This is a genomic window from Streptomyces sp. 840.1 (genome assembly GCF_003751445.1).
Taxonomy (GTDB): domain Bacteria; phylum Actinomycetota; class Actinomycetes; order Streptomycetales; family Streptomycetaceae; genus Streptomyces.
In genome coordinates, this window is the sequence record NZ_RJUU01000001.1 from 4640699 (window position 1) to 4663274 (window position 22576).

The window sequence follows — 22576 nt, forward strand, 5'->3', positions numbered from 1 at the left end:
TCAGGGGGAGATCTCCTCCAGCGGGCGGTTCGCCGTCTCCTCGGCCAGGGTTGCGGCCACCACCGCGCCGATCACCGCGACCGCCCCCAGCATCACGAACACCGCCGCGACGCTGTCGCCCGCCGCGTAGACCACGCCGACCAGGATCGGGCCGAGGATCACGCCCAGGCGGTTGACCGCGCCGCCGACGCTGCAGCCGAGGGCGCGCATCCGGGTCGGGTAGAGCTCCGGCGTGTACAGGTACAGGCAGATGTTGGAGCCGAAGAAGCCGACCGCCGACAGCGAGGTCCAGATCAGGACCTGGGCGGGGGAGTGGGCGCCGAGCGCGGCGAGGGTCAGCAGGAGCGCGGCCGAGGCGCCGAGGCAGATCGCGAAGATCCGGCGGCGGCCCATGACGTCCACCGTCAGCGCGACCAGCAGGCAGCCGAGCAGACCGGCGACCGAGGTCACGGTGGAGTAGAGCAGGGCGTCGGAGAGGCCGAGGCCGTACTCGTCCTTGTAGATGCTGGGCAGCCAGGACGTCACGCCGTAGTTGACGAAGTAGCCGGTGAACCAGATCGCGCCGACGACCAGCGTGCGGCGCCGGTAGCGGCCGGTGAACAGGCCGCGGATGCCGTTCGCGGCGCGTTCGGCCGGGGTGGCCGCCGCTGCCGCTTCCGGCGCCGCCTCCGGGGCGGGCCGGAGCGGCGGGGGCAGCGGCCCGCCCGTCGCCGCCGACACCTTCGCCTCGATCCCGGCCATCACCGCCTCGGCCTCCGCGAGCCGGCCCCGGTCCGCCAGCCAGCGCGGTGACTCGGGGACCCTGCGCTGGACGAGGAAGGCCAGCAGACCCGGCACCGCGGCGATCGCGAACATCACGCGCCAGCCCGCGGCCGGGACCACCCAGGCCGCGACGAGGGCGCCGATGGTGAGGCCGGCCGGGAAGACCAGCTCGTACAGCAGGACGAAGCGGCCCCGCTTGAAGCTCCGGGTGATCTCGCTGATGAACGCCGCCGCCACCGGCACCTCCCCGCCGATCGCGAGCCCCTGGAGGAAGCGGAGCGCGAGAAAGGGGGTGAGCGAGGTGCAGGCGGTCAGCGCCAGGCTCACCAGGCCCGAGGCCGCCACGCAGTAGGCGATCACCTTCACCCGGCCGTAGCGGTCGGCCAGCCGCCCCGACAGCAGGGCGCCGGCGAGCATGCCGACCGAGCCGACGGTGAGGACGGCGGTGGCGTCCCCCGTGGTCAGGTGCCATTCGTCGCGGAGTTCCGGCAGCGCGTAGGCGATCAGCAGCTGGTCGAAGGCCTCGAAGAAGGTGACGACACCCACGATGAGCCGGACGGTGACATGCCAGCGGGAGAGGGGCAGCCGCTCGAAGCGGGCTGCGACGGCGGCGCGAGTGGTGCCGGCGGGCGGTGGGCCCGGCGCGGCGTCCTTCGAGGTGTCGGTGCTCATCCAGGGTTCCTCCTGCTCCGCGTGGGGCCGGAGCGGTTGGGGAGCCAGGCGTACGGGTTGCAGAGGGGGCGGGGAGTGAGCCGAGCGTACGGGAGGGGAGCCGGCTCAGGGGGTGGGTGAGCGGGTGGAAACGATCACTGACCCCAGGGGGATCTCTGCAAGCGCCTAGCTTCTTAGTGCTTAAGTTTTATCCGCCCTGGGGTGGACGCCGTCAAGACCTTCGAGGCGAAAGAGTTTTTTACCGAGGGGGCTTGCGGTCAATTACTTAAGGGCTTAGCTTTTTAGCCCTGAGGTAACCGATTCGACAGCAGGAGGCCAACTGATGCTTGCCGACGAGGTGTTGGTCGCGGGACAGTGGCGCCAGGGCCGTGGAGCCCCCATCGAGACGGTCGATCCTGCCACCGGCCAGGTCATCGCCACCGTGCACGCCGCGTCCCTCGACGACGTCGAGGAGGCAGCCACCGCGGCCGCCCGCGCCGCCCAGGACCCCGCCTGGCGCGAGCTCCCCGCCCACCTCCGCGCCCGGCTGCTGCACCGCATCGCCGCCCTCGTCGAGGAGAGCGCGGACCGCCTTTCCGCCCTGCAGACCGCCGACACCGGCAAATGCCGCACCGAGACCCACGCCCTCGTCCTCAGCGCCGCCGGCACCTTCCGCTACACCGCCGCCGCCCTGGAGACCGCCGAGGACGCCCTCACCCCGTCGCGCGGCCCGTACGTCACGATGAGCGTCCACGAACCCATCGGCGTCGTCGGCGCGATCACCCCCTGGAACTCGCCGATCGCCAGTGACGCCCAGAAGCTCGCCCCCGCACTCGCCGCAGGCAACGCCGTCCTCCTCAAGCCCGCCGAATGGACGCCGCTCGTCGCCCTCGCGCTCGGCCGCCTCGTCCACCGGGCCCTCACCGAGGCCGCACTGCCCACCGCGCTGCTCTCCGTACTGCCCGGCCGGGGCAGCGTCATCGGGGACGCGATCGTGCGCCATCGCGCCGTCGGGAAGGTCACCTTCACCGGCGGTACGGGCACCGGGCGCACCCTCGCCCACGCCGCGGCCGACAAGCTGATGCCCGTATCGCTCGAACTCGGCGGCAAGTCCCCGACCGTCGTGCTGGAGGACGCCGACCTGGAACAGGCCCTGGCCGGTGTCATGTACGGGGTCTTCTCCTCCACCGGCCAGAGCTGCATCGCCGGCTCCCGGCTGTTCGTCGCCCGCTCCCGCTACGAGGAGTTCCTGGGCGAACTCGTCGCCCGTACCGAGAAGTTGCGCGTCGGGCCCGGCACCGACCCGGACACCCAGGTCGCCCCGCTCGTCCACCACAGGCACCGCGACAACGTCGCCGCCCACGTCGACCTGGCCCGCGCGGAGGGCGCCACCGTCCGGTGCGGGGGAGCGGCCCCCGGCGGCGAGGAGTACCGCGACGGCGCGTACTACCTGCCCACCGTCCTGGACGGGCTGCCCAACACCGCCCGCGTCTGCCAGGAGGAGATCTTCGGCCCGGTCCTGATCGCCCTGCCCTTCGACGACGAGGACGACCTCGTCGCCCAGGCCAACGACAGCGTCTACGGGCTGGCCTGCGGCATCTGGACCCGCGACCACGCCAGGGCCTGGCGCCTGGCCCGCCGCATCGACGCGGGCACCGTCTGGATCAACACGTACAAGCAGTTCAGCATCTCCACCCCGTTCGGCGGGCTCAAGGACAGCGGTATCGGCACCGAGAAGGGCCGCGACCTCATCCGCGGCTACCAGCGGCAGAAGTCCCTCTACTGGGCCACCGACACCACCCCGCTGCCCTGGGCCGCCGCCCGCTGACACCGCACGCGCCCCACCCACCCGAGCGGGAGAACGCCATGCCCCACGAGAACCAGCCCCACACCCACCCCGTCGCCCGGCTGCGCGCCCTGCGCTCCGTCGAACTGCGCACCCCCGCCCTCACCGAGTCCGCCGACTTCTACTCCGAGGTCTGGGGCCTGGAACCCGTCGAACGTGAGAGCGACGCCACCTGGCTGCGCGGCACCGGCGGGGAACACCACGTCCTCCACCTCGCCCGAGGCGAGCGCAACGGCCTGGGCCGCATCACCTTCGCCGTCGCCACCCCCGCCGAGATCGACGAGGCCGCCCGCCGCCTCCTCGCGCGGGGAATCGTCCCCGTCGCCGGGCCCGGCCCCCTCGACCAGGTCGGCGGCGGCTACGGACTCCGCTTCACCGACCCCGAGGGCCGGCAACTCGAACTCAGCGCCCAGACCCACGCCGTCACCCCGCGCGGACGGGACGCCGCCGTCCCCGTCGGCGTCACCCACACCGTCCTCAACACCACGGACATCGACGCCGCCGTCGCCTTCTACACCTCCGTGCTCGGCCTGCGCGTCTCCGACTGGTCCGAGCACCAGATGGCGTTCCTGCGCTGCAACGCCGACCACCACTGCATCGCGTTCAACCAGGCCGAGTGGACCTCCCTCAACCACGTCGCCTACGAGATGACGTCCATCGACCACTTCATGCGCGGCCTCGGCCGGCTCCGCCACCACGGCATCGACCCCCAGTGGGGGCCCGGCCGGCACGGTCCCGGCAACAACACCTTCTCCTACTTCACCGACCCGGCCGGGCTCGTCTGCGAATACACCTCCGAGGTCGCGCAGATCGTCGAGGACGCCTGGATCGCCAAGGTATGGCGCCGCACCCCCGGCCTCTCCGACCTCTGGGGCACCGCCGGCCCGCCCTCGCCCGCGATCCGCCGCCACATGGCGGGCGCCCCCGACCCCGGGCCCCTCGCCCCCGCCGACGTACCGGAAGAGGCCACCGCGTGACCGCCGCCCTCACCCCCCGCCCGGAGACGACCGCCCGCCCCGCCCGCCCCGTGCGCCGCATCGGCCTCGTCGGCTGGGGAGCCATCGGCCGCGTCGTCGGCACCGCACTCGCCGACGGGCTCGTCCCCGGCGCCGAACTCACCTGCGTCATCGACAACCGCCCCCTCGTCGACGCCCCCGCACCCCAGCTGTCCTTCGAGGACGCCCTCGCCGTCTGCGACCTGATCGTCGAGGCAGCGGGCCAGGCGGTGGTACGGGAATGGGCCGAGCGGGTCCTGAACAGCGGCGCCGACCTGCTGATCGCCTCCACCGGCGCCCTCGTCGATCCCGCGCTCACCGGCCGGCTGCGCGCCGCCGGACCCGGACGCGTCTACTTCACCGGCGGCGCCGTCGGCGGACTCGACCTCCTCCAGGCAGTCCGCGGCCTCGGCCCCCTCACCTCCGTCACCCTCACCACCACGAAGCTCCCCGGCACCCTCCACCAGCCGTGGATGGACGCCGAACTGACCGAGCGGCTGCGGACCACCACCGAACCCGTCGAGGTGATGCGCGGCACCGCGTGCGACGTCCCGGTCAAGTTCCCCAGGTCGACCAACGTCGCGGCCTCGGTCGCGCTGGCCACCGGCGACCCCGGCCTCGTCCAGGTCGTGGTCGTCGCCGACCCGGCCGCCACCCTCACCCGGCACGTCATCGAGGCGGCCGGCCCGCACGGCACGTACCGCTTCGAGGTGGCCCACCGGCCCGACGCCGCCAACCCCGCCACCAGCCAGGTCGTCCCGCACGCCGTGCTCCGCAGCCTCGGCGCCGTCGTCGGCCGGGCGGGACAGATCCTGTGACCGCCGCCGTTCACACCCGGGAGGCGGGCGACCCGGACTCCCCGCTGCTGCTCTGCCTGCACGGCATCGGCTCCTCGTCCGCCGCCTTCGCCCCCCAGCTCGCCGGGCTCGCGGACCGGGTGCACGTGGTGGCGTGGGACGCGCCCGGCTACGCCGACTCCGCCGACCCGGACCGGGCCCCCGGCCTCGACGGCTACGTGGACACCGCCGCAGACCTCATCCGCGAACACGGCGGCCCCGCCCACGTCCTCGGCGTCTCCTGGGGCGGCGTCATCGCGCTGCGCCTCGCCGCCCGGCACCCGGACCTGGTGGCCTCCCTGATCGTCGCCGACTCCAGCCGGGGGTCCGGCACCGACCCGGACCGGGCGAAGGCCATGCGCGGGCGCGCCGCAGCGCTCGCCGCCCAGGGGCCCGGGGCCTTCGCCGCCGCCCGCGGACCCCGCCTCGTCTCGGCCGCCGCGCCGCCCGCCCTCGTCGAACGCGTCGTCGCCACGATGGCCGGCTCCGTCCGCAGCCCCGGTTACGGCTACGCCGCCGCGTCCATGGCCGAGGCGGACCTCACGGGCGAACTCCCCGCCATCGCCGCACCGGCCCTCGTCCTGTGCGGCGAACAGGACACCGTCACCGGCCCCGACGAGTCGCAGGCCATCGCCGGGGCACTCCCCACATCCGTCTACGTCACCCTCAGCGGCGCCGGACACCTCGCCAACCAGGAACGGCCCGAGGCCTTCAACGCCTGGGTCCGCGCCCACCTCCACGTCGTCGCCCGCGTTCCCGCGTAACGACGCAGCCCCCACCCGCACCCACCGACCGAGGAGCAACCCGTGCCCATCGACAACACCCCCTACGAGACAGACGGCGACCTCGCCAAGTACACCGACTCGCTCATCGCGACCAAGGACTCCCGCGAACCCGACTGGAACACCCTCTCCTTCCAGGAGAAGGCCGGCGCCCAGTACCGCCGCGCCCAGATCCGCTACGTCGGCTCCGGCGCCACCGGCAACCACGAGAGCGACAACCGCATCCTGCCCTCGGGCGGCTTCACCCTCTCCAACATGCTCCTCCCGCCGGGCGCCGAGGGCCCCGAGCACACCCACCACGACGTCGAGGAGGCCTTCTTCGTCCTGGAGGGCCGGGTCAGGGTCGGCATCCACCGGGGCGCCGACGAGGCCGAGTACCGCACCCTCGGCTACCGCGACATGATCGTCGTGCCCGCCGGAGTGGCCCGCTCGCTGAAGAACGAGGGCGACACCGACGCCCTGTTCTGCGTCATCATCGGCACCCGCAAGCCGCAGGTCCCGACCTACCCCGAGCACTCCCCGATGCACGGCATCACCCGCGACTGATGGCCGCCGACGACACCCCCCGTACCGCCCGTACGGTCGTCGTCACCGGCGCCGGCCGCGGCCTCGGACTGGCCGCGGCCCGCCGGATCGGCGACGACGGACACCGCGTCGTCATCGCCGAACTCGACGAGGCCACCGGCCGGCAGGCCGCCGGGGAACTGCGCGCCGACGGCATCACCGCCGACTTCCACCCGCTCGACGTGGCCGACCCGGACTCCGTCACCGCCCTGGCCGCCACCCTCGCGGGCGACGGCAGCCAGCTGCACGGGCTGGTCAACAACGCGGGCCTCGCCAACGCCGTGGGCGGCAAGCCCTTCCACGAGATCGACGTCGGGGCGTGGGACCGCATCATGACGGTCAACGCCCGGGGCCCCTGGCTCGTCGCCCGCGCCCTCCTCCCGCTGATGCGGGCCCAAGGCGGCGGACGCATCGTCAACCTCGCCTCGGACGCCGCCCTGTACGGCTCGCCCCGGCTCGCCCACTACATCGCCTCCAAGGGCGCGGTGATCTCCCTGACCCGGGCCATGGCACGCGAGACCGGTGACTTCGGCATCACCGTCAACGCCGTCGCCCCCGGCCTCACCGAAGGGGAGTCCGCCGTGGACATCCCCGCCGAACGCCACGAGCTCTACCGCCTCAACCGGGCCATCTCCCGCCCCCAGCGACCCGCCGACCTCGTGGGCCTCATCGCCTTCCTCATCGGCGACGAGTCCGGCTACATCACCGGCCAGACCTTCGCGGTCAACGGCGGTTTCACGATGCAGTGAGCCGTCCGGGCCCGTTCGTCGAAAACAAGCCCGCCGGCCGGCCGCGCCGAGCCCGTCCGGCGATTGAGGACGGGACGGGGCGTCGGACCGCACCGACCAAGCGTGCCGGGCCGCCCGAAATCAAGCCCGTCCGGCGATTGAGGTCACCCCCCGCACCGGGGTCCCGGTGCCCGCGGAGCGCCCCCGCCCAGCCCGCACCCCGCCCCCCCCAACCCGCAAGGAACCCCATGGACCTCCGCCTGAAGGGCCACCGCATCCTCGTCACCGGCGGCAGCTCCGGCGTCGGCCTCGCCACCGTCCGCACGCTGCTCGCGGAGGGCGCCCGCGTAGCCACCTGCGGCCGCCGCCCCGACGCCCTCGCCACCGCGCTGGACGGCCTCGCCACCCCGGACCGGCTCTACCACGCCCCCTGCGACGTCCGCGACGAGGCCGCCGTACGCGCCTTCACCGAGGCCGCCGCCCACCACCTCGGCGGCCTCGACGGACTCGTCAACAACGCCGGCGCCTCCCGGATGAAACCCTTCGCCGAGACCACCGCCGAGGACTGGCGCGACGAACTCGAACTCAAGTTCTTCGGCGTCCTCAACCCCCTCCACGCCGCCCTGCCCCACCTGCGCGCAGCCGGCCGAGCCTCCGGCCACGCCTCCGTCGTCAACATCAACGCCGTCCTCGCCAAGCAGCCCGAGACCGCGCTGATGACCACCAGCGCCGCCCGCGCCGGCATCCTCAACCTCTCCACCTCCCTGTCCAGGGAACTCGCCCCCGACGGCATCCGCGTCAACTCCGTCTGCCTCGGCCTCGTCGACACCGGCCAGTGGGAACGCCGCCACGCCGCCTCCGGCAGCCCCCTCGACTACCCCGCCTGGCAGGCCGCACTGGCCGCCGACCGAGGCATCGCGCTCGGCCGCCTGGGCAACGCCGAGGAGGTCGCGTACGCCGTCACCGCACTCCTGTCGCCCAGGGCCTCGTACATCACCGGCACCACCGTCGACGTCTGCGGCGGCGTCAACCGCGCCGTCGCGTAATCCCTCGTCCCAGAACCCCAGGAGCACAACGACATGACCCAGCCCAACGGCGGCGACCTGCTCGTCGAGACGCTGCGCGGACTCGGCGTCGACACGGTGTTCGGCATCGTCAGCGTGCACAACCTGCCGCTCGTCGAAGCCGTCGACCGCGACCTGCGCTTCGTCCCCGTCCGGCACGAGGCAGCGGCCGTCAACGCCGCCGACGGCTACGCCCGCGCCACCGGCAACCTCGGCTGCGCCCTCACCAGCACCGGCACCGGCGCGGGCAACGCGGCGGGCTCCCTCATCGAATCCCTCAGCTCCGGCACCCCCGTCCTGCACATCACCGGCCAGATCGACAGCGAGTACCTCGGCTCCGGACGCGGCTTCATCCACGAGACGAAGGACCAGCTCGGCATGTTGCGGGCGGTCTCCACGCACGCCGTCACGGTCACCGACGCCGCGTCCGCCGGCGACCTCCTCCGCGACGCCGCCGCCCGCGCCCTGACCGCACCGCACGGACCGGTCAGCGTCGAGTGGCCCATCGACCTGCAGTTCGCCCCGCAACACCTCACCGGCACCCCGGTCCCCGCAGCGGCCGTACCCGCCCTGCCCGAGCCCGCACTCCTCGACGAGGCCGCCGCACTGCTGTCCGCGGCCCGCCGCCCCCTCGTCTGGGCCGGCGGCGGCGCCAACAGCGCCCGGCCCGAACTCGCCGCCCTGCTCGACGCGCTGGACGCCGGGCTCGTCACCTCCAACTCCGGCCGGGGCTCCGTACCCGAGTCCGACGAGCGGGTCCTCGGCAACTACGCCACCGCACCGGCCGGCCGCGCCCTGCTCGCCGAAGCCGACGTGCTGCTCTCCATCGGCACCCACTTCCGCTCCAACGAGACCGCCGACTACAGCCTCGGACTCCCGCCCGTCCACCTCCAGCTGGACCTCGACCCCGCCGCCCCCGGCCGCGTGTACCCCGCCACCGTCGCCCTGCACGGCGACGCCGGCGCCGTACTCGCCGCCCTCCTGGGACGCGTCACCAGCGGCGGTACGGAGCCGGGCTGGCCCGAGCGCGTCCGCAGGGCCCGCACCGACGCCCGCACAGCGCAGCGCCACGCCATCGGACCCCAGGCCGCGATCAACGACGCGATCCGTGACGCCTGCCCGCCCGGCTCCGTCATCGCCCGCGACGTGACCATCCCCTCCTCCACCTGGGGAAACCGGCTTCTGGAGATCACCGACCCGGCCACCAACGTCTTCCCGCGCGGCGGCGGCATCGGACAGGGGCTCGCCATGGGCATCGGCGCCGCACTCGGCCGCCCCCGCACCCCGGCCGTCGTCATCGCCGGCGACGGCGGCCTCGCCGTCCACCTCGGCGAACTCCTCACCCTCGCCCAGGAGAAGCCCGACCTCACCCTCCTCGTCTTCAACGACGGCGGCTACGGCGTCCTGCGCAACATGCAGGACAGCCACTTCCCGCGCCGCTCCGGCGTCGACCTCACCACCCCCGACTTCGAACAGCTCGCCGCCGCCGTCGGCCTCCCCTACGCACGCGTCGCCGCCGAGTCCGACGCCGGGCCCGTCATCAAGCAGGCCATCGCCTCCCCGGGGCCCGTCCTCGTCGAGATCGACCTCGACGCGCTCGGCCCGATGAACACCCCGTTCACCCCGCCGGTCAAGCTCCCCGCAGCCGCCACCGATACCTCTGGAGAAGGAGGCAACCCGTCATGACACCCGCCGAGGAACCCCGGCTCGACCTGCTCGTCCACCGCATGACCTGGGAGGCCGACGGCGTCCTGAGCGTCGAACTCACCCGCCCGGACGGCTCCCCGCTCCCCGCCTGGCGGCCCGGCGCCCACATCGACGTACACACCGGCGGGCACGTCCGCCAGTACTCGCTGTGCTCCGACCCCGCCGACACCGGCCACTGGCGCATCGGCGTCCTGCGGGAACCCGCCTCCCGCGGCGGCTCCGCCCACGTCCACAGCGGGCTCCGCCCCGGCCAGACCCTCCATGTCCGGGGCCCGCGCAACCACTTCGAGCTCGACACCGCCCCCGGCATCACCGGCTACCTCTTCATCGCGGGCGGCATCGGCATCACCCCGCTCCTGGCCATGGCCCGCGAGGCCGCCCGCACCGGCACCCCGTGGCGGCTCGTCCACGGCGGCCGCACCCGAGCCTCCATGGCCTTCGGCGCCGAGCTCCGCGCACTGGCCGAACTGCCCGGCGGGTCCGTGGAGTTCGTGCCGCAGGACGAGAGCGGCCACCCCGACCTCGACGCCCTGCTCGCCGGCCTCGACCCGGGCACCCAGGTCTACTGCTGCGGGCCCGAACCCCTCCTCGCCGCAGTCGAGGAACGCCGCCCCGACGCCCGCACCGAACGCTTCACCGCGCCCACCGCCCCACCGCGCGAGGGCGAGGACACCGGCTTCGACGTCGTGTGCTCGCGCACCGGACGCACCGTCGGGGTGGGCCCCGGCACCTCCGTCCTCGACGCACTGGAGGGCGCCGGCATCCCCGTCGCCTCCTCCTGCCGCGACGGAATCTGCGGTACCTGCGAGACCAAGGTCCTCGAAGGCACCCCCGACCACCGCGACTTCCTGCTCACCGACGGCGAACGCGAAGCCGGCGCGTCGATGATGCTCTGCGTCTCCCGCGCCCGCACCCCCCGCCTCGTACTCGACCTCTGAAACGCCCCCGAAGGGAGCCGGCATGACCACCCCGAACACCCCGCAGTACCTCAACCCCAACCAGGCCCGCACCGCCGAGCCCACCCCGTACGAGAAGAAGCTCGCGGCCGAGATCGAGGAGGTCTTCGGCAGCGGCGCCCACGACCTGCCCGGCCTCGTCGCCGGTCTCAACGCCCGCGACCTGCCCGCACCCGACGGCAGCCCGTGGACCGAGGAAACCTTCCGCACCGAGATGCGACGCCTGGGAGCGTGAGACAACCATGACCACCACCGCCACCACCCCCGTACAGCCCGGCACCCCCACCCGCCCCTCCGAGGTCGCCCGCCCCGGCAACCGCACCGCCGACCGGCTCTTCGCCACCGGCATCCGCAACCAGTGGTACGCGGTCTGCCCCTCCGGCTTCGTCCCCGCAGGCGGCATGAAGCGCCTCACCCTCCTCGGTGAGGAATGGCTCCTCTTCCGCCGCGCCGACGGCACCCTCCACATGCTGGAGGACCGCTGCCCGCACCGCGGCGCCCGCCTCTCCCTCGGCAAACACCTCGGTGACCGGATCGCCTGCTGGTACCACGGCGTCCAGGTCGACGGCACCGGCACCGTCGCCGCCGTACCGGGGCTGCCCGGCTGCAACCTCGAAGGCAAGCAGCTCGTCGCCGCACCCCACGTCATCGAGACCGGCGGCGGGATCCTCGCGTACTTCGGGGACGAGGCGCACCCCGAACCGGCCCCGCTCACCCTCCCCGAACAGCTCACGGACCCCGGCACGACCGCGTTCCTCTGCTACGCCGAGTGGAACGTCAACTGGCGCTACGCCGTGGAGAACCTGCTCGACCCCATGCACGGATCGTTCCTGCACCGCGACTCGCACAGCATGGCCGAGGGACAGACCACCGCACGCTTCCGCATCCGCGAGACCGAACGCGGCTTCTTCTTCGAGAAGACCGACCAGAGCGGCGTCAACTTCGACTGGGTCGAGCTCTGCCGCACCGGCGTCGACTGGGTCGACCTCACCATCCCGTACCCGCCGACCGCCGGGCCCGGTGGCCCGTTCGGAATCGTCGGCATGGCCACCCCCATCGACGAGGACCGCTGCGCCGTCTTCTTCTGGCGCTACCGCAAGGTCACCGACTGGCAGCGCGACACCTGGCGCTTCCTCTACAGGACGCTCCTGGAGGACCGTCACTGGGAGGTGCTCGAACAGGACCGCGTCATGCTGGAGGACCTCCGTACGGACGCCGACCAGGCGGAGAACCTCTACCAGCACGACCTGGGCGTGGTCCGCGTCCGCCGCATGTACCGCACCGAGGCCGAGGCCCAGGCCCAGGCCCAGGCCCAGGCGGCAACGACCTGAAACCGTCCTCAATCGCCGGCCCAGCCAGCCGGACTCCGGCCCAAACAAGCCCGTCCGGCGATTGAGGACGCCCCCGCGCCGGGGCATCGGCGCCCCGATTCAAGCCCGTCCGGCGATTGAGGACACCACCCGCGCCGGGGCCCCGGCGCTCCCGCGGGAGCGACTCCGCCCCGCCCCCCAACCGCTACGCGTCCCCCTCCGCCGCCAGCACGGACCGCTCCAGCTTCTCCAGCAACCGCGCCAGCTGCCGGCACTCCGCCGGAGACAACCCGGCCAGCATCCGCCGCTCGTTGTCCAGATGCTCGGAGAACAGCTCGTCGATCACGGACAACCCCTCGTCCGTCAGCCGGGAGTGCACCACCCGCCGGTCCTGCGGATCACGCTCCCGCCGGATCAGCCCGTCCTTCTCCAGCCGGTCGATCCGCAGTGTCACCCCCGCCGAACTGATCAGCCCCGAATCGGCCAGCTCACCCGCCGTACGGCGAAACGGCGCGCCCGCCCTGCGCAACGCGGTCAGTACGTCGAACCCGGCCATCGACAGCCCCTTGCGCTCCACCGGCCGCGAGATCGCCGTGCTGTACCGCAGGAACGCCCGGTGCAGCCTGCCGAACACCTCCAGCGGAGCCGTGTCCAGCTCCGGCCGCTCGCGCCGCCAGTCCTCCACGATCGAGGCCACCGCGTCCTGCCCCCTCGCGGACGCCGTGGTCGTCGCGGATGTCGCGGAAGCCTGGTTCTTCGCCATCGCCGGCACTCCTCCGTACAGATACACAACGGGTAAGAATCTTAGCCCTCAAAGGAACCACCCGGACCCCGGGCCGGACCCCGCCCGCGCCCCGGCCCGGACCCGCTCAGCCCGCCGCGAACCCGCCTGCGCACCGCACACCGCATACGGCAGCATGGGGCCATGTCCGTACTGATGCGCGACGAAGCGCAGACCCGAGCCCAGTTCCTCGACGTACAGCGGTACACGATCGACCTCGATCTGACCGCGGGGGAGGAGACCTTCGACTCCCGTACCCTCATCCGGTTCACCGCCCGCACGGACGGCGACACCTTCGTCGAGATCAAGCCCGCCACCCTGCGCTCGATCAGCCTCGACGGGCAGCCGCTCGACCCCGCGGACCTCGACGGCAACCGCTTCCCGCTCACCGCCCTGACCAGCGGCGAACACGAACTCCGGGTCGACGCCGCGATGCGCTACTCCCGGACCGGCGAAGGCATGCACCGCTTCACCGACCCCACCGACAACGAGACCTACGTCTACACCCAGCTCTTCATGGAGGACGTCCAGCGCGTCTTCGCCGCGTTCGACCAGCCCGACCTCAAGTCCGTCTTCGCCCTCACCGTCACCGCCCCCGAAGGCTGGACCGTCCTCGGCAACGGCATCGCCCGGCGCGCCGACGACGGCCGCTGGACCCTCGCCCCCACCCCGCCGATCTCCACCTACCTCGTCGCCGTCGCCGCGGGTCCCTGGCACTCCGTGACCACCGAACACGCCGGACTGCCCTTCGGCATCCACTGCCGCGCCTCCCTCGCCCCCCACCTCGACGCCGACGCCGAGGAGATCCTCGACATCACCCGGGCCTGCTTCGACCGGTTCCAGGAGAAGTTCGACGAGCCCTACCCGTTCGACTCCTACGACCAGGCCTTCGTCCCCGAGTTCAACGCGGGCGCCATGGAGAACCCCGGCCTCGTCACCTTCCGCGACGAGTTCGTCTACCGCTCCGCCGTCACCGCCACCGAGCGCCAGACCCGCGGCATGGTCATCGCCCACGAGATGGCCCACATGTGGTTCGGCGACCTCGTCACCCTCGCCTGGTGGGACGACATCTGGCTCAACGAGTCCTTCGCCGAGTACATGGGCTACCAGACCCTCGCCGAAGCCACCCCCTACACCGACACCTGGGTCGACTTCGGCGTCGCCCGCAAGAGCTGGGGATACGACGCCGACCAGCGACCCTCCACCCACCCCGTGGCCCCCGACCCGGCCGCCGTCCCCGACACCGCCTCCGCGATGCTCAACTTCGACGGCATCTCCTACGCCAAGGGCGCCTCCGCCCTGCGCCAGCTCGTCGCCTGGCTCGGCGAGAAGGACTTCCTGGCCGGCATCAACGCCCACTTCGCCCGCCACAAGTTCGGCAACGCCACCCTGGCCGACTTCATCGACAACCTCGCCTCCGCCACCGACCACGACGTCCACGCCTGGGCCGACGAGTGGCTGCGCACCACCGGGGTCGACACCCTCACCCCGCACATCACCGAGGCCGACACCAGCTGGTCCCTCACCGTCGGCCACCAGGGCTCCCGCCCCCACCGCATCGCCGTCGGCACCTACGACCACGCCATCGACACCCAGTCCGGCCCCGACCGGCTCGTCCTGCGCGACCGCTTCGACGTCACCGTCCCCCAGGACGACGCACCCGCCACCCGGCCCGGCCGCCGCCCCGCCCTCGTCGTCCTCAACGACAGCGACCTCACCTACGCCAAGGTCCGCCTCGACCCGGACTCCTGGAACACCGTCCTGAGCAGCCTCTCCGGCATCCCCGACGCGCTCACCCGGGCCGTCGTGTGGAACACCGCCCGCGACATGGTCCGCGACGGCGAACTCGACCCCGCCACCTACATCGAGGCCGCCCGCACCCACCTCCCGCACGAGAGCGACCTCGCACTCCACCAGGGCGTCCTGACCTTCGCCAACACCCAGATCGCCGGCCGCTACCTCAGCCCCGAGGACCGCCCGGCCGCCCTCACCGCCCTCACCGCCCTGTGCCGCGACCTCATCCGCCGCACCGAGGACGGCAGCAACCCCGGCCTCCGCCTCGTCGCCGTACGCCACCTCATCGACGCCGCCACCCAGCCCGACGCCATCCAGGGCTGGCTCACCGACGGCACCGTCCCCGGCGGACCCGAACTCGACGCCGAACTGCGCTGGCGCGTCCTCACCCGCCTCGCCGTCCTCGGCGCCGTCGACGAGACGGCCATCGCCGCCGAACTGGACCAGGACCCCAGCGCCACCGGCCAGGAAGGCGCCGCCCGCTGCCGCGCCGCCCTGCCCACCCCCGAGGCCAAGGCGGCCGCCTGGCAGGCCATGTTCACCGACGACAGCCTCTCCAACTACCTCTTCATCGCGGTCGCGCAGGGCTTCTGGCAGCCCGAACAGGCCGAGCTCGTCAGCGCGTACGTGCCCCGCTACTACCCCGAGGCGACCCAGCTCGCCGTCCGCCGCGGGCCCGCCATCGCGGAGGCCGCCGGACGGTACGCCTTCCCCGCGTACGCCGTCGACGCGAACAGCCTCCACCTCGGCGAGCGGGCACTCACCGACCAGGCGCTGATCCCCGCGCTGCGCCGCAAGCTCACCGACCAGATCGACGATCTGCGCCGCGCCCTCGCCGTCCGCGAAGCCCACTGACCCGGACCGACGAAGAACCCGCACCACCCGTGCCCGGCCCGCCCCCGTCCCCGAGGGCGGGCCGGGCACGGCCCGTTGTGCGCCGGGCAGGCTGCCGGGCCGTGTCCGTCGGCCCCGTCCGGTGACACACGTCACAGGAACCCGCCGGACCGCTCGGACATTAAGCCACGTGACTCATTCAACCCCCGCCCGTCTCCGTGAAGGTGACCCGGCCGCGCTCGCAGAGGCGTTCCGGGAGCACGCGGACGCCGTGTACCGCCATGCCCTGTGGTCCACCGGCAACTGGGCCACGGCCGAGGACGTCGTCTCCCTCACCTACCTGGAGGCGTGGCGCTCGCGCGAGCGGCTGCGCCCGGAGGAGACCGACAGCCTCCGCCCGTGGCTGCTGGGCATCGCCACCAACGTGCTGCGCAACACGGCCCGTTCGGCCCGCCGGCACCGCAGGGCCCTGGCCCGGACGGAGCGCACGGACACCGTCCCGGACTTCGCGGATGAGGTGACCGGGAGGCTGGCGGACGCCGAACAGCTGGCGGCCGCCGAGGCAGCGCTGGAGGGGCTGCGGCGCACCGAGCGCGAGGTGTTCACCCTGTGCGTCTGGGGCGGGCTGGACTACGCGTCCGCCGCCGAGGCCCTGGGCATACCCGTCGGCACCGTGCGCTCCCGGCTGTCCCGCGCCCGCGCCAAGCTGCGCGACTCCGTGGGGCACCCGGCCGTCCGGCGCGAAGGCACCCGGGGCGCATCCGGCCGGGAACTCCCCGGAGGCGGCGGACAAGTACAGCACGTAGACAGCATTCTGGCCCGAACCACCCAGGAGAACCCCGCATGAACGCCCTGTTCCGGCACCCGTCCTCCCGTCCGGCGGCCGAAGACCGCACCGAACTCGCCGCACTGCGTGAGATGGTCCCGCGGCCCGGCGACCCCCGGCTCTCGCCCGCCCGTCACGCGGAGCTCGAAGCGCACCTGATGAACGAGGTCACGGACACGGCCACCACGTCCGGCACCGCGAAGTCCCGCACGCCCTTCAAGACCGTCAAGCCCCGTTCCGCCGCCGGCCGCCCCTCGCCCTTCGGCCGGCTGACGCCCGGCCGGTCGATGTCGCTCGGGGTGGCCGCCGCCGTCGTCGCGGCGACGGTGGCCGGGTTCGCCGTCACCGGCAGCAGCGGTCAGACGGCCGTCGCCGCGCCCGCCCCGCTCAAGGTGGAGAGCTCCCGGGCCACCGTGCCGCTCACCACCGTCGCGAAGCGGGCCGCCGCTCTCGCCGGCTCCCATGGTGCCGCGCGCCGGGGGACCCACCGCCGGGAGTGGGCCATGGGGATGTGGGACGACGGCAAGCACGAGCCGGAGCAGATGCCGGTGATCGAGTCCCGCGACCGCTACAACGCCGACGGCAGCGGTGAGGCACAGGACATCGAGGGCGGCCGGGTCGTTCACCGCACGCACCTGCCGGCTGGTTCGTGGGAGAAGTCCGCCTCCTACGTGAGCACGCCCCCGACCACCGTCGGCGGCCTCGCCGACTACTTGGCGAAGGAGAACCCCGACACCCGCGGCAGCGCGTACTGGACGGTGGACTCCTTGGAGGCGCTGCTGCGCGAGTGGACGCCGGGCCCCGCCCAGACGGCCGCGATCGACGGCCTGCTCGCCGAGCAGCCCGGTCTGCGCGCGATCGGTCCGGTCAGGGACCGTGCGGGACGCCGGGGCCAGGCGTACGCCGCGGACTTCAAGGGGACGGTGCGGTGGACGATCATCCTCGACGAGCACACCGGACGCATCCTGGGCACGGAGCTCTCCAGCATCAGGACCGACCCGGAGATGCGGCTCGAGCCCGGTGACGTCGAGCAGTACGACGCCTACCTGGGCTGAGGCCCCGCGGCTCCTCGGGCGGGCCGGGCCGCCGCGGCCTCGACGTGGGCGAGCTGGGCGCCGAGCAGTTCCACGAACGCCTCGCGGCGGTCCACCCCGAGCGGGCGGACCTCGCGGGCGAAGTGCGACAGGGCGGGGAAGCGCTCCGGGTCGGCGCCGAGCACCGCGACGCGGAACAGCTCCATGCCCTGGTCGTACTCCTGGGGGGTGATCGTGCTGACCCCGGCCTCGGAGGCGACCAGCGCGGAGATGAGGACCGCGAGCCGGTGATAGTGCGCCGGGATCTCCTCGTCGGGCAGGCCCGACGCCCGCAGGTCCTGCAGCACCGCTTCCATCACCAGCCGGGAACCGGCGCCGCTCGACGCGTAGCGCCCCCAGACCGAGGCGAGCTGCGGCTGCCGGCCGAAGGCCTCCCGCAGCCGCAGGCCGAGGGAGGTGATGCGCTGCTTCCAGTCGCCCTCGGGGCGGTAGCCGTCCATGGCGGCCAGGAGAATCCGGTCAGCGACCGCGCGCAGCAGTTCGGTCTTGCTGCGGAAGTGCCGGTACAGGCTGGAGGAGTCGGTCCCGAGGACCGCGGCCAGCTTGCGCACACTGAACGACTCCGCGTCGCCGGTGCGCAGCAACTCCGCCGCCGCATCCAGGATCTCCTCGGTCGACCAGCGCCTTCTCCCTGCCATCCGGTTCCTCTCGTCCCGTTCGCCGGGTCCCAGCCTAACGTATGCGTTTGGTGTTGCACGCACCGCGTGCATAATGAGGGCATGAGCGTGCCGAGCAGCCGGCAGCAGACCGGCCGGCCTGCCCGCGTACCCCGTCACCCGGTCCGTGCCGCCGACGCCGAGGCCACCCCGGGTCCACGAAAGGACGCAAGCCGTGACGAACACACTGGACCCCGCTCAACTGAACGCCGCCATCGACAACGTCCACCGCGCCGGAATGCCGGGCCTGTTCGCCGAAGTACGCGACGGCGACCGGACCTGGCGCGGAGCCGCCGGGACCGCCGACACCACCACCGGCCGCCCCGCCACCGCCGGCATGCGACACCGCGTCGGCAGCGTCACCAAGACCTTCACCGCCGCCGCCGTACTGCAACAGACCGAGAACGGCCGGATCGGCCTCGACACACCGATCGGCCGGTACCTTCCGCAGCTCGTTCCCGGGGAACGCGGTGAGGCCATCACCGTCCGCATGCTCATCAACCACACCAGCGGCCTCGCCGAGTACCTCCCCTACGCCTACCCCTCCCTCAAGGGGTTCCCCGACATGGCCAACACCGGGCCGCAGAGCCTGGACGACAACCGGTTCACCCGCTTCGACCCCGTCGAACTCATCGAAATGGGAGTCCGCGCACCCGCCACCGGAGCCCCGGGCAGCACACCGGGCATCTACTCCAACACCAACTACCTGCTCCTCGGCGAACTCCTGGAACACACCACCCACACCACGGCCCAGCAGTGCATCACCCGGAACGTCATCGAACGCGCCGGACTCCGCAACACCGCGTTCCCCACCGGACCGCACGTCGACGGCCCGCACTCACAGCTCTACGAGTCGTGGTTCGGCATGATCGACCCCCCGCGCGACTACAGCGTCTACGACATGTCCTGGGTGGGACCGGCGGCCGGACTGATATCGACCGTCACGGACCTCAACCGCTTCTACGGCATGCTGCTCGCCGGCAAGATCGTCGGCCCCGCATCCCTGGCCCAGATGCAACGCACCGTCCCGGTCGTCTCCCAGGAAGGAAAGACGATCGAGTACGGCCTCGGCCTGTACCCGACCGAGGCACCCGGCCAGGCCACCTTCTGGGGCCACGGCGGCACCGTATGGGGCGGCGGAACGCTGTCCGTGACCCGCGCCGACGGCAACCGCCAACTGTCCCTCGCGCTCAACCTCCAGCGGTGGAACGCCCTCGACCCCGCCGGCAGACCGCGCCCCCACCCCATCGACGACGCACTCGCGGCCCTGTGCCGCACAGCGATGTACGGCTGACCGCACAACGGGGCCCGAGACCGGGCCAGGAGCGGCAGGACCGGACACAAGCCGGGGCCGTCGCCCGGAACCGCACCCTGGTTCCGGGCGACGGCCCCGCACCTATACCAGCCGAACCCCCACAACCCCACCCCCATCGCACACCCGTCCCCCTTTCGAGTTCAGATCACCGCGCTCACCGGCCACGCCACCCAAAACCCGGACAAGCTGGGATGTCCACCCATGCGCTCCGAAGGGCCACCACCTCCATGCCCACCCCGCCCCTCGCCGGAGGCACCACCGGCCCCGCCGCCCTGCGCCCCCTCATCGACACCGTGCTCACCGCGCTCCACGACGGCGCCCGCCGACGCGACGGCCCCCTCCCCGCCGGCGGCCCCGACACCGTCACCCCCCGCCTGCGCACCGCCCTCCACCCCGTCATCCCGGACCACGGCACCGGCGCCCACCACGCACTCGCCACCCTCATCGGCGCCCTCACACAGGGCGCCGCAGACCCCGCCGACCCCCTCTGCGCGGCCCACCTCCACACCCCGCCGCTCGCCCTCGCCGCAGCGGCCGACCTCGCCGCCTCCGCCCTCAACCCCTCCATGGACTCCTGGGACCAGGCCCCCGCCGCCTCCGCCCTCGAAGCCGACCTCACCACCGCACTCGCCGCCGAGATCTACCCCCACAGCACCGCGCCCGACGCCCTCGTGACCACCGGCGGCACCGAAGCCAACCAACTCGCGCTGCTCCTCGCCCGCGAACGCCACGGCCCCGTCCGGACCATCCAGGGCGCCAACGCCCACCACAGCATCACCCGCGCCGCCTGGCTCCTCGGCCTCCCCGAACCCCTCACCATCCCCGCGCCCACCGGCGTCATGGACCTCACCGCCCTCGCCGACACCCTCGCCCGCCTCCACCGGCGGCCCGGCGCCCCCCTCCTGGTCACCGCCACCGCCGGCACCACCGACACCGGCCAGATCGACCCCCTCCCCGAGATCGCGGCCCTCTGCGCCGCCCACGGCGCCGAACTCCACATCGACGCCGCCTACGGCGGACCCCTCCTCTTCAGCCCCACCCACCGCAACAAGGTCCACGGCCTCGACCGCGCCCACAGCGTCACCCTCGACCTGCACAAACTCGGCTGGCAACCCGCCTCGGCAGGCATCCTCGCCGTCCCCGACCACCACCGACTCGACGCCCTCCACCACCACGCCCCCTACCTCAACGCCGACGACGACACCGAAGCCGGCCTCCCCGACCTCCTCGGCCGCTCCCTGCGCACCACCCGCCGCCCCGACGCACTCAAGATCGCCGTCACCCTCCAGGCCCTGGGCCGCACCGGACTGGCCGACCTCATCGACCGCACCTGCGCCGCCGCCCACCAACTGGCCGACCTCATCACCAAATCGCCCACCCTCGACCTCTACGACCACCCCACCATCTCCACCGTCCTCTTCCGCCCCACCGACATGGACGACCACACCGTCGCCACCATCCGCCGCACCCTCCTCACCCGCGGCCACGCCGTACTCGGCCGCACCCGCACCCGCGGCCGCCTCTGGTTCAAAGCCACCCTCCTCAACCCCCACACCACCCCCGACGACCTGCAGGAACTCCTCGACCTCGTCACCCACCTCGCCACAGAGATCACGGAAGGCAGCACCCCCCGATGACAGCCCGGCCACCCCGACCCGACCGGCCCACCCCCGAGACCGATCAGCCCCACGACCTCGTCGGCATCGGCATCGGCCCCTTCAACCTCTCCCTCGCCGCCCTCGCCCACGGCATCCCCGGCAACCCCCGCCCCCTCGCCGCCACCTTCTACGAACAACGCCCCGCCTTCCACTGGCACCCCGGCCTCCTCATCGACGGCGCCAGCCTCCAAGTCCCCTTCCTCGCCGACCTCGTCACCCTCGCCGACCCCACCAGCCCCTGGACCTTCCTCAACTACCTACGCACCCGCGACCGCCTCTTCCCCTTCTACTTCGCGGAGCGCTTCCACATCCAACGCGCCGAATACGACGCCTACTGCCGCTGGGTCACCGAACAGCTCCCCGGCCTCCACTTCGGCCACCAGGTCGACGCCATCCGCTGGAACCCCGAACGCGCCTTCTTCGAAGTCGACTTCACCCAGCTCGACGCCCGCGGCGAAGCCGAGGCACTCGGCCGCGCCCACACCCGCAACATCGCCCTCGGCGTCGGCACCGAACCCCACATCCCCGAACCCCTCAAACCCCTCGCGGAAGCCGGATCCGTCCCCGTCATCCACTCCGCCGACTACCTCCACCACCGCGAACGACTCCTCGCCGCCGAACACATCACGGTCATCGGCTCCGGCCAGTCCGGCGCCGAGATCTTCCTCGACCTACTGCGCGCCCGCCCCGCCGGCCACGAAAAACTCCACTGGCTCGCCCGCACCCCCGCCTTCGCACCCATGGAGTACTCCAAACTCGGCCTCGAACACTTCACCCCCGACTACACCCGCTACTTCCACGCACTCCCCGAACCCGTCCGCGACGAGCTCGTCCCCGACCAGTGGCAGCTCCACAAGGGCATCGACCACGACACCATCACCGCCATCCACGAGGAGCTCTACCGCCGCACCCTCCACGGCGGCTGGCCCGACGCCACCCTCACCCCAGGCGTCCACGTACGCACCGCGGGGCGCGTCGCCACCACCCGCGTCGAACTCCACCTCGAACACACCCAGCAAGGCACCCGCTCCCGCCTCACCACCGACGCCGTCGTCCTCGCCACCGGCTACCGCGAACGCCCCCTCGACCAGATGCTCGACGGCCTCCGCACCCACCTGCGCCGCGACAGCTCCGGCCGCCCCCGCATCGACGAGCAGTTCCGCCTCGACCTCGACCCCGCCATCACCGGCAACATCTACGTACAGAACGCCGAACGCCACACCCACGGCGTCGGCGCCCCCGACCTCGGCCTCGCCGCCTGGCGCAGCGCCACCATCCTCAACAACCTCACCGGCACCACCGCCTACCACCTGCCGCAACGCACCGCCTTCACCACGTTCGGCCTCACCCCCCACACGTCGAACATCCCCACCCAGGCCCCCACCCTCACCCCCCTCGTCCAGAGCAACTGACACCC

Annotated in this window: 20 protein-coding genes; 17 read left to right on the forward strand and 3 right to left on the reverse strand. The window is 72.9% G+C overall.

Annotated elements, in window-relative coordinates; translation table 11 throughout:
* Complete coding sequence (locus EDD93_RS21205; protein WP_123526647.1) at positions 1 to 1434, reverse strand: MFS transporter; 1434 nt, start codon at positions 1432 to 1434, stop codon at positions 1 to 3.
* A gap of 322 nt (positions 1435 to 1756) precedes the next feature.
* Between EDD93_RS21205 and EDD93_RS21210 the strand changes: the two genes are divergently transcribed.
* The 11 genes from EDD93_RS21210 (at position 1757) to EDD93_RS21260 (ending at position 12222) form a co-directional block, all read left to right on the forward strand.
* A complete protein-coding gene (locus tag EDD93_RS21210; protein ID WP_123526648.1) occupies positions 1757 to 3241 on the forward strand; it encodes an aldehyde dehydrogenase family protein in 1485 nt (494 codons plus the stop codon).
* Positions 3242 to 3279: 38 nt separating this feature from the next.
* Positions 3280 to 4236 carry a VOC family protein gene (locus EDD93_RS21215; RefSeq protein WP_123526649.1) on the forward strand — a complete coding sequence of 319 codons (957 nt, stop codon included), beginning with the start codon at positions 3280 to 3282 and terminating at the stop codon, positions 4234 to 4236.
* Positions 4233 to 5072, forward strand: coding sequence for an aspartate dehydrogenase domain-containing protein (locus EDD93_RS21220; RefSeq protein ID WP_123526650.1), 840 nt, complete (start codon positions 4233 to 4235; stop codon positions 5070 to 5072). The genes EDD93_RS21215 and EDD93_RS21220 overlap by 4 nt, the downstream gene beginning before the upstream one ends.
* Positions 5069 to 5854: an alpha/beta fold hydrolase gene (locus EDD93_RS21225; protein ID WP_123526651.1), complete on the forward strand. Its 786-nt coding sequence runs from the start codon at positions 5069 to 5071 to the stop codon at positions 5852 to 5854. The genes EDD93_RS21220 and EDD93_RS21225 overlap by 4 nt, the downstream gene beginning before the upstream one ends.
* Positions 5855 to 5896: 42 nt before the next feature.
* Positions 5897 to 6418 (forward strand): cupin domain-containing protein, encoded by a 522-nt coding sequence (locus EDD93_RS21230; RefSeq protein ID WP_123526652.1) that lies wholly within the window; start codon positions 5897 to 5899, stop codon positions 6416 to 6418.
* Complete coding sequence (locus tag EDD93_RS21235; RefSeq protein WP_123526653.1) at positions 6418 to 7185, forward strand: SDR family NAD(P)-dependent oxidoreductase; 768 nt, start codon at positions 6418 to 6420, stop codon at positions 7183 to 7185. Before EDD93_RS21230 ends, EDD93_RS21235 begins: the two co-directional genes overlap by 1 nt.
* A 227-nt stretch (positions 7186 to 7412) precedes the next feature.
* Positions 7413 to 8210, forward strand: a complete 798-nt coding sequence (locus EDD93_RS21240; RefSeq protein WP_123526654.1) for an SDR family oxidoreductase — start codon at positions 7413 to 7415, stop codon at positions 8208 to 8210.
* Positions 8211 to 8243: 33 nt separating this feature from the next.
* Positions 8244 to 9914, forward strand: coding sequence for a thiamine pyrophosphate-binding protein (locus EDD93_RS21245; protein ID WP_123526655.1), 1671 nt, complete (start codon positions 8244 to 8246; stop codon positions 9912 to 9914).
* Entirely contained in the window at positions 9911 to 10873 is a 963-nt protein-coding gene (locus EDD93_RS21250; RefSeq protein ID WP_123526656.1) for a PDR/VanB family oxidoreductase, read from the forward strand. The genes EDD93_RS21245 and EDD93_RS21250 overlap by 4 nt, the downstream gene beginning before the upstream one ends.
* Before the next feature lie 22 nt (positions 10874 to 10895).
* A complete protein-coding gene (locus EDD93_RS21255; RefSeq protein ID WP_123526657.1) occupies positions 10896 to 11126 on the forward strand; it encodes a recombinase-like helix-turn-helix domain-containing protein in 231 nt (76 codons plus the stop codon).
* 7 nt (positions 11127 to 11133) lie between these two features.
* On the forward strand, positions 11134 to 12222 hold the full coding sequence (locus EDD93_RS21260; RefSeq protein ID WP_123526658.1) for an aromatic ring-hydroxylating dioxygenase subunit alpha: 1089 nt from the start codon (positions 11134 to 11136) through the stop codon (positions 12220 to 12222).
* Positions 12223 to 12406: 184 nt separating this feature from the next.
* On the opposite strand, the gene EDD93_RS21265 is transcribed toward EDD93_RS21260, so the two are convergent.
* Positions 12407 to 12964: a MarR family winged helix-turn-helix transcriptional regulator gene (locus tag EDD93_RS21265; protein WP_123526659.1), complete on the reverse strand. Its 558-nt coding sequence runs from the start codon at positions 12962 to 12964 to the stop codon at positions 12407 to 12409.
* A 162-nt stretch (positions 12965 to 13126) separates the two neighbouring features.
* Between EDD93_RS21265 and pepN the strand changes: the two genes are divergently transcribed.
* From pepN to EDD93_RS21280, 3 genes are all read left to right on the forward strand, one after another.
* Positions 13127 to 15631, forward strand: coding sequence for an aminopeptidase N (gene pepN / locus EDD93_RS21270; protein ID WP_123526660.1), 2505 nt, complete (start codon positions 13127 to 13129; stop codon positions 15629 to 15631).
* Between the two features lie 169 nt (positions 15632 to 15800).
* Positions 15801 to 16457 carry an RNA polymerase sigma factor gene (locus EDD93_RS21275; RefSeq protein ID WP_123526661.1) on the forward strand — a complete coding sequence of 219 codons (657 nt, stop codon included), beginning with the start codon at positions 15801 to 15803 and terminating at the stop codon, positions 16455 to 16457.
* Positions 16454 to 17491, forward strand: a complete 1038-nt coding sequence (locus EDD93_RS21280) for a CU044_5270 family protein (protein ID WP_123526662.1) — start codon at positions 16454 to 16456, stop codon at positions 17489 to 17491. The genes EDD93_RS21275 and EDD93_RS21280 overlap by 4 nt, the downstream gene beginning before the upstream one ends.
* Here the strand turns inward: EDD93_RS21280 and EDD93_RS21285 are convergent.
* Positions 17479 to 18168 carry a TetR/AcrR family transcriptional regulator gene (locus tag EDD93_RS21285; RefSeq protein ID WP_123526663.1) on the reverse strand — a complete coding sequence of 230 codons (690 nt, stop codon included), beginning with the start codon at positions 18166 to 18168 and terminating at the stop codon, positions 17479 to 17481. The genes EDD93_RS21280 and EDD93_RS21285 overlap by 13 nt on opposite strands.
* Before the next feature lie 193 nt (positions 18169 to 18361).
* Between EDD93_RS21285 and EDD93_RS21290 the strand changes: the two genes are divergently transcribed.
* The 3 genes from EDD93_RS21290 to EDD93_RS21300 all read left to right on the forward strand — a co-directional run bounded on the left by EDD93_RS21290 (position 18362) and on the right by EDD93_RS21300 (position 22571).
* A complete protein-coding gene (locus EDD93_RS21290) occupies positions 18362 to 19480 on the forward strand; it encodes a serine hydrolase (protein ID WP_185092398.1) in 1119 nt (372 codons plus the stop codon).
* 248 nt (positions 19481 to 19728) lie between these two features.
* Positions 19729 to 21138, forward strand: a complete 1410-nt coding sequence (locus tag EDD93_RS21295; protein WP_123527902.1) for an aminotransferase class V-fold PLP-dependent enzyme — start codon at positions 19729 to 19731, stop codon at positions 21136 to 21138.
* Positions 21135 to 22571 (forward strand): lysine N(6)-hydroxylase/L-ornithine N(5)-oxygenase family protein, encoded by a 1437-nt coding sequence (locus tag EDD93_RS21300; RefSeq protein WP_123526665.1) that lies wholly within the window; start codon positions 21135 to 21137, stop codon positions 22569 to 22571. Before EDD93_RS21295 ends, EDD93_RS21300 begins: the two co-directional genes overlap by 4 nt.
* Positions 22572 to 22576 lie beyond the last annotated feature (5 nt).